The sequence below is a fragment of the Lutibacter sp. genome (genome assembly GCF_040883305.1).
Lineage (GTDB): Bacteria > Bacteroidota > Bacteroidia > Flavobacteriales > Flavobacteriaceae > Lutibacter.
On the sequence record NZ_JBFLKT010000322.1, the window covers coordinates 1 to 5875 of the forward strand.

At 28.5% G+C, this 5875-nt stretch carries 7 protein-coding genes; 3 read left to right on the plus strand and 4 right to left on the minus strand.

Annotated elements, in window-relative coordinates; all coding sequences use genetic code 11:
* The coding region (locus AB1Z17_RS10265; RefSeq protein WP_368051711.1) for a M16 family metallopeptidase at positions 1-1690 on the plus strand (1690 nt) is incomplete at its 5' end.
* A gap of 61 nt (positions 1691-1751) precedes the next feature.
* On the opposite strand, the gene AB1Z17_RS10270 is transcribed toward AB1Z17_RS10265, so the two are convergent.
* Positions 1752-2624, minus strand: coding sequence for a DMT family transporter (locus AB1Z17_RS10270; RefSeq protein WP_368051712.1), 873 nt, complete (start codon positions 2622-2624; stop codon positions 1752-1754).
* Between the two features lie 91 nt (positions 2625-2715).
* On the opposite strand from AB1Z17_RS10270, the gene AB1Z17_RS10275 reads away from it, so the two are divergent.
* Positions 2716-3111, plus strand: a complete 396-nt coding sequence (locus AB1Z17_RS10275) for a heavy-metal-associated domain-containing protein (protein ID WP_368051713.1) — start codon at positions 2716-2718, stop codon at positions 3109-3111.
* A gap of 77 nt (positions 3112-3188) precedes the next feature.
* Positions 3189-3524 (plus strand): hypothetical protein, encoded by a 336-nt coding sequence (locus AB1Z17_RS10280; RefSeq protein WP_368051714.1) that lies wholly within the window; start codon positions 3189-3191, stop codon positions 3522-3524.
* Positions 3525-3572: 48 nt separating this feature from the next.
* On the opposite strand, the gene AB1Z17_RS10285 is transcribed toward AB1Z17_RS10280, so the two are convergent.
* The 3 genes from AB1Z17_RS10285 to AB1Z17_RS10295 all read right to left on the minus strand — a co-directional run.
* Positions 3573-4637: a COX15/CtaA family protein gene (locus AB1Z17_RS10285; protein ID WP_368051715.1), complete on the minus strand. Its 1065-nt coding sequence runs from the start codon at positions 4635-4637 to the stop codon at positions 3573-3575.
* A complete protein-coding gene (gene gldD, locus AB1Z17_RS10290) occupies positions 4628-5182 on the minus strand; it encodes a gliding motility lipoprotein GldD (protein ID WP_368051716.1) in 555 nt (184 codons plus the stop codon). The genes AB1Z17_RS10285 and gldD overlap by 10 nt, the downstream gene beginning before the upstream one ends.
* Positions 5183-5190: 8 nt before the next feature.
* The coding region (locus AB1Z17_RS10295) for a transporter associated domain-containing protein (RefSeq protein ID WP_368051717.1) at positions 5191-5875 on the minus strand (685 nt) is incomplete at its 5' end.

Consider the following 5875-nt stretch of genomic DNA (forward strand, 5'->3'; position numbering starts at 1 on the left):
TGATTTATCTGAAAGCGTTTCAGGATCATCTTCAACAAAAGATGTTGAAACTATGCTTCAAATGGTTTATTTAACCTTTGAAAAACCTCGTTTCGACGAAGATGCCTATAAAGTTTTAATGGAAAATGTTAAAAACTATCTTATTAGAAGAAGTGAGAATATAGGTGAAAAAATGAACGATAGTTTAACAATTACACTTTATGGTGAAAATCACCCTACTCAACGTATTTTTAACCAGGATTTGGTAGATGAAATGTCATTTGAAAAATCTAAAGCAATTTATTTAGATCGTTTTGAAAATGCAGCTGATTTTGAATTTTTTATTGTTGGAGACGTTGAAAAAGAAAATTTAAAACCATTATTAGAAAAATATATTGCTAGTTTAGAAACAAGCAATGAAATGGAAATGTGGAAAGACAATTCTGTTAATTGGGTTTCAAATACTATAGATAAAGATATTTTTCTTAAAATGGAAGATCCTAAAAGTTCTGTGAGAATTTCGTACAAAAACGACATGAAATACTCCTTAAAAAATGCCATGCTTGCAAAAGCTTTAGGAGATATTCTTCAATTAAGATATACCGAAACACTAAGAGAAGAAGAAGGAGGAACTTATGGTGCTTCTGCTAGAAGTTCATTATCTAAAAGACCTATAAATGAAGCTTCTATTTCTGTGTTATTTGATTGTGATCCAGATAAAGTTGAAAAACTTGTTGGTATTGTTCACAATGAAATTAAAAAAATAGCAAACGGTGAAATTCAACAATTAGATCTTGATAAAACATTAACAAATTATAAAAAAGAAAGAGAAGATCAAAAAAATTATAACCGATATGATATGAGTTTAATAACAAACTTTTATCGTGAAGATTATAATATGAATGCTACTGAAAATTTTGAAAAAATTGTTAATAGTATCACAGCAAAAGACATTCAAAAGTTTACAAAAAATTTAGTTACAAATGCTAAAACTTACGAAGTAGTTTTTAAACCAACCGAAGAGTCAATTTTAAAAGCTGCTACTGTTGCTGCAGCTAAGACGGCAAAAGCTGCCGAAACAGCTAATGCAATTTCTGATGGTATTACTAAACAATCTGTAATTGATGGCTATTTTAATGCTATTGGTGGAGCAGATAAAATTAAAGCTCTAGAAAGCACATTGGTTACGTATGAAGCAGAAGTAATGGGTAGTGTAATTTCAAGTACTGAAAAAAGAACTGCTACTAAATATGCTAACGAAACTAGTATGGGTGGTAATGTAATGCAAAAGGTTGTAATGAGTAAAGATGGTGTTACTATGAACAAACAACCATTACCAGAAAATATGGCTTCTGAGATGACAAATGTTTTAGGTACTTTCTTAGAAATAGGATTACTAAATAACGAAAACTCTAAATTAACAGGGATAGAATCTTTAGAAGGTAAAGATGCTTATGTAATTTCCACAAAAGGAGAAATTGTATCTACAGATATTTATTTTGATGTTGAAACAGGTTTAAAGGTAAAGGAAGTACAAACAGTTAGTATGGGTGGACAAACTCAAAAAACTGAAGCAACTTTTAGCGATTATAAAGAATTTAATGGCGTTAAATTCCCAGGAACAAAGACTGGTAGTTTAGGTCCTCAAAAAGTTGAATTTAAACTAATTGATGCTAAAGTAAATGAAGGAGTTTCTGAAGAAGATTTTTAATACTTCAACTTCTTAAATATTAAAAAAGCTGTCTAGAAAGTCCTATTTTTAGACAGCTTTTTTATTTAGATTTATTTACCAAATAAACCCCAAACATAATTATAGCGCCGGAAATAACTTGAAATAATGTTATTTTTTCACCATCTAAAACTCCCCAGGTAATTGCTACAATTGGAATTAAATATGTTACAGAAGACGAAAATATGGGTGTAGATATTTGTATTAATCTGTTAAACATAATTTTTGCCAAACCAGTACCAAAAACAGCCAAAATTGCTAAATAAAACATTCCTGTCTTAGTGGATTGATTGAGCTCAAAAGTTTCAAAAAAGTCTGTAAACCACAACACAATTAACGTTGGTATGATAAGTAAAACAAAATTAGCTACAGTAATACTTAAAGCGTCTAAATCAAATAAGTACTTTTTCAAAATATTAACATTTAGTGCATAGCCAATTGAAGCTATTAAAATAAAACTTGCATAAAAGTAATCTTGATTAGGGTTTACCTCAACTCCTTTTAAAATAAGCATTAAAGTACCAATTAACCCTATTAAAACACCTATTAATTGTCGTTTTCTAAAACTAAAACCAAAAATCAAAGCTCCAAAAATTAGTGTATTTAGTGGTGTTAAAGAATTTAAAATTGAAGCAATAGAACTGTCAATTTTGTCAATGGCAAAAGCAAACAAAAAAGCGGGAAAAAAAGTCCCTACAAAACCATTTAACGTTAAATAATACCAATGTCGCCTTTTAATTTTAAATATTTTTTTACCTCCAATTAAAATTAAAAATATAGCTGTAAATAATGTTCTCAAAGCACCTACTTGTATTGGGGATAAACCTATTAATGCTCTCTTCATTAGAATAAAAGAGCTCCCCCAAATTAAAGCAAGTATCACCAGATAAACCCAACGTAATTTTTTGTTTTCCATTGTTGTTAATAAAATGTAAAATTCGGTTAAATATTCGGATTTGAAATTATTAGTTTCTACTTTTGTTCAAATCTTTAAATTTAAGCTTATTATGAAAAAGTTAATCGTTCTTCTTTTTATTTTTGCAGCATTTTCGTGTAATGAAACTAAAAAAACATCATTAGATACTAAAATCGATGCTGAAAAAGCAGAGGTGGCAGCCAATTACAAAAGTGTTGAAGTTGAAATTGAAGGAATGACCTGTGAAATAGGTTGTGCTAGATTAATACAATCTAAAATGTCTAAGGTTGATGGAATCACTTATACAAAAGTAGATTTTGAATCTAAAAAAGGGCTATTTACTTTTGATTCAAACAAATTAAATAAAGAAGCTATTACAGAAAAAATTAGCAAAATAGCAGGTGGTGATTTATATTCAGTATCCAAAACCACAGAAATTGATTTAATAGTTAAAGAAACTTCTGAAAATAAAGATATTATAGAATAAATTTGCTGTATTTTTTATTTTTAGTTTAGAATTTTGTTGTTAATTTGCAGATAATTAATTCATAAATCAATCTAAAAATGAAAACATTTAAATTATTAATTGCAATTGCAATAATTAGTGTAATTACAATTTCTTGTAAAGAAACTGAGAAAAAAGAACTAAAAGATGCTGTTTCAACAGAAGTTGAAGCTGCCAAAGATGGTGTTAAAGATGCTGCGGAAGATGCTAAAGATGCTGTAGAAGAAGGTGCAGAGAGTCTTAAAGAAGGTGTTGAAAAAGCTGTTGACTCTTTAAGTGCTGATGCAAAAGAAGCTGCTGATACTGTTAAAGAAACAGTAAAAGAAGGAGCTGAAGCTGTAAAAGAAGGAGCTGAAAAAGTTAAAAAAGAAGTTAAAGATGTTATAAAACAATAAATTCTTTATTTAAAATTTAAAAACTCCAATTTAACAATTGGAGTTTTTTTATGCCTTCTGTTTTCTTAAGGAATAGTTTAAAAACAGCAAACTCATTAAAAATAAAACTCCAACCAATTGGTGACTTGTGCCTAAAAACAAAGGTATTTTACCTTCAACATTTAATACGGTTAATATTCCTAAAACAACTTGTAATATCAGTAAAAACAACGCAGTATTCAACCAATTCTTACTAAATAGTGATATTTTATTGCGAAGTCTCAAAAACATGTACACTGTAATTACTAATAATAAATAAGCTAGCATTCTATGCGTAAATTGTATAAATGCAGGTGCAAATAAATAGCTATCGTAATTTATCATATTATCCCAAACCCAATTTTCCGAATTTAATAACACCGCTGGTAAAAATTCACCATTCATATTTGGCCAACTTGGATAATACAAACCAGCTCGCATTCCAGACATTAATCCTGCAAAAATCATTTGAATAAAAGTAATTGCTATAACTAACGAAACTATTTTTTTAGATTTGATTGCTTTGCGCGTTCCATAATTATATACATCGGCAATAGTTTTAACCATTGCAGTTATTACTAATAAGGCTAACATAAAGTGTATTGTGAGTTTGTAAGCATTTACCCAAGGCCTGTTTACCAATCCGCTTTTCACCATAATCCAGCCAGCAGAAGCTGTTAAAATTGTTAAAAAAACTACTAAGCCTAGCCTTTTTATTAAATAGCCATTAATTTTTTTTCTAACCACAAAAATCAGAAATGGAATTAAAAATATAAATCCTAAAGCGCGCACCCAAAGTCTATGAAAATATTCCCAGAAATAAATAAATTTAAAATCTTGTATCGTAAATGTGGAGTTTATTTTATGAAACTGAGGTGTTGCTTTGTATAAATTAAATTCATGTAACCATTCTTCTGCATTTAGCGGCGGAATAACTCCTGTAATTATGTCCCAACGTGTAATTGAAAGTCCAGAACCTGTTAACCTAGTAATTCCTCCAATTATAACTTGTCCAATTAACATTATTAATCCTAATAATAACCAGTTTCTTATGGTTTTTGTGTATTTGTATTTTTTGTTTGATTTTATTTCCATTCTAAAGTTTCAACTAAATGAATAATATCTTTTTCTATATACTTTATTGCAGGTAAAATTGAATCGTAATTGGGTTTTGTATAAAAATATAGAGAGCCTGCAAGTACATTTTTTACACTATCTGTTGCCATAAATTGAATGTTTGAAGCCACATTTCCTTCAACATTATACAATTTAGCAAATACTTTTTTATCTAAATTTTCATAAGGCAACGCATTTGGAATAGCATCGGCTTTTATAGTATGCTCGTAGGTTAGTTTTTCAATTTCTCTTAAAATTTCATTTAAGTTATTGTTAACTTCCCTATACGTAATATGAATTGTTGCTTTTAATTTTGGGTATTTAATAGTTGCCCAACAGTTTTCTTTTATTGAAATTGTTGTTATATCAGAAAATTCAAAAGTATAAGGACAATCGGAATTAAATATTGAATACGAAATTTCTGGATACTGTAATTTTAAATAAGGTTTCGGTTTTGGAAGGGTATTGTTTGTACAAGAAACGACCATTAAAATAACTGCTAACATTAAAATAAAATTTCTCATTTATTATTTTATGGGTTTCTGTTAATGGTAACTTTAATTTGTTTGATTCTTTTTCTGTCCATAGACTCAATTTTAAACGTGTAAGAACTGAATTTTATTATTTCATTCTTTTTAGGAAATTTCCCGCAAATTTCTAATATAAAGCCTGCAATTGTTTCAGATTCGCTTTTATTTTTATCAAATATTTCTGTATCTTGAATTTCTAATATTTTGTAGAAATCTTTTAAATTGGTTTTACCATCAAATACGTAGTTATTTGCATCTATTTTAGAATAAGAAATATCGTCATCATCAAATTCATCATTAATATCGCCAACAATTTCTTCAATAACATCTTCAAGAGAAATTATACCACTTGTTCCACCATATTCATCTACAACAATTGCTAAATGATTTTTCTTTTCCTGAAATTCTTTTAACAGATCGTCTAGCTTTTTATTTTCTGGAACAAAATAGGGCTCTCTAATTACATCTTGCCATTTAAAATCTTTTTTATTTAAATGAGGAAGTAAATCTTTAGCGTATAAAACACCAATAATATTGTCTGTATTTTCATTATATACAGGATTCCTGGAAAATCCTTTTGTTACAATTTTTTCTATAATAACGTCGTAAGGTTCACTACTAGAAAGTGCAAAAACATCAATTCTAGGAGTCATTATTTGACCTGTTTCGGTATTTCCAAAATTTACA

Bases quoted from the DNA above. Each gene is read 5' to 3' on its own strand.
- AB1Z17_RS10270 (WP_368051712.1), bottom strand. From the start codon at position 2,624: ATGGAAAACAAAAAATTACGTTGGGTTTATCTGGTGATACTTGCTTTA.
- AB1Z17_RS10275 (WP_368051713.1), top strand. From the start codon at position 2,716: ATGAAAAAGTTAATCGTTCTTCTTTTTATTTTTGCAGCATTTTCGTGT.
- AB1Z17_RS10280 (WP_368051714.1), top strand. From the start codon at position 3,189: ATGAAAACATTTAAATTATTAATTGCAATTGCAATAATTAGTGTAATT.
- AB1Z17_RS10285 (WP_368051715.1), bottom strand. From the start codon at position 4,637: ATGGAAATAAAATCAAACAAAAAATACAAATACACAAAAACCATAAGA.
- gldD (WP_368051716.1), bottom strand. From the start codon at position 5,182: ATGAGAAATTTTATTTTAATGTTAGCAGTTATTTTAATGGTCGTTTCT.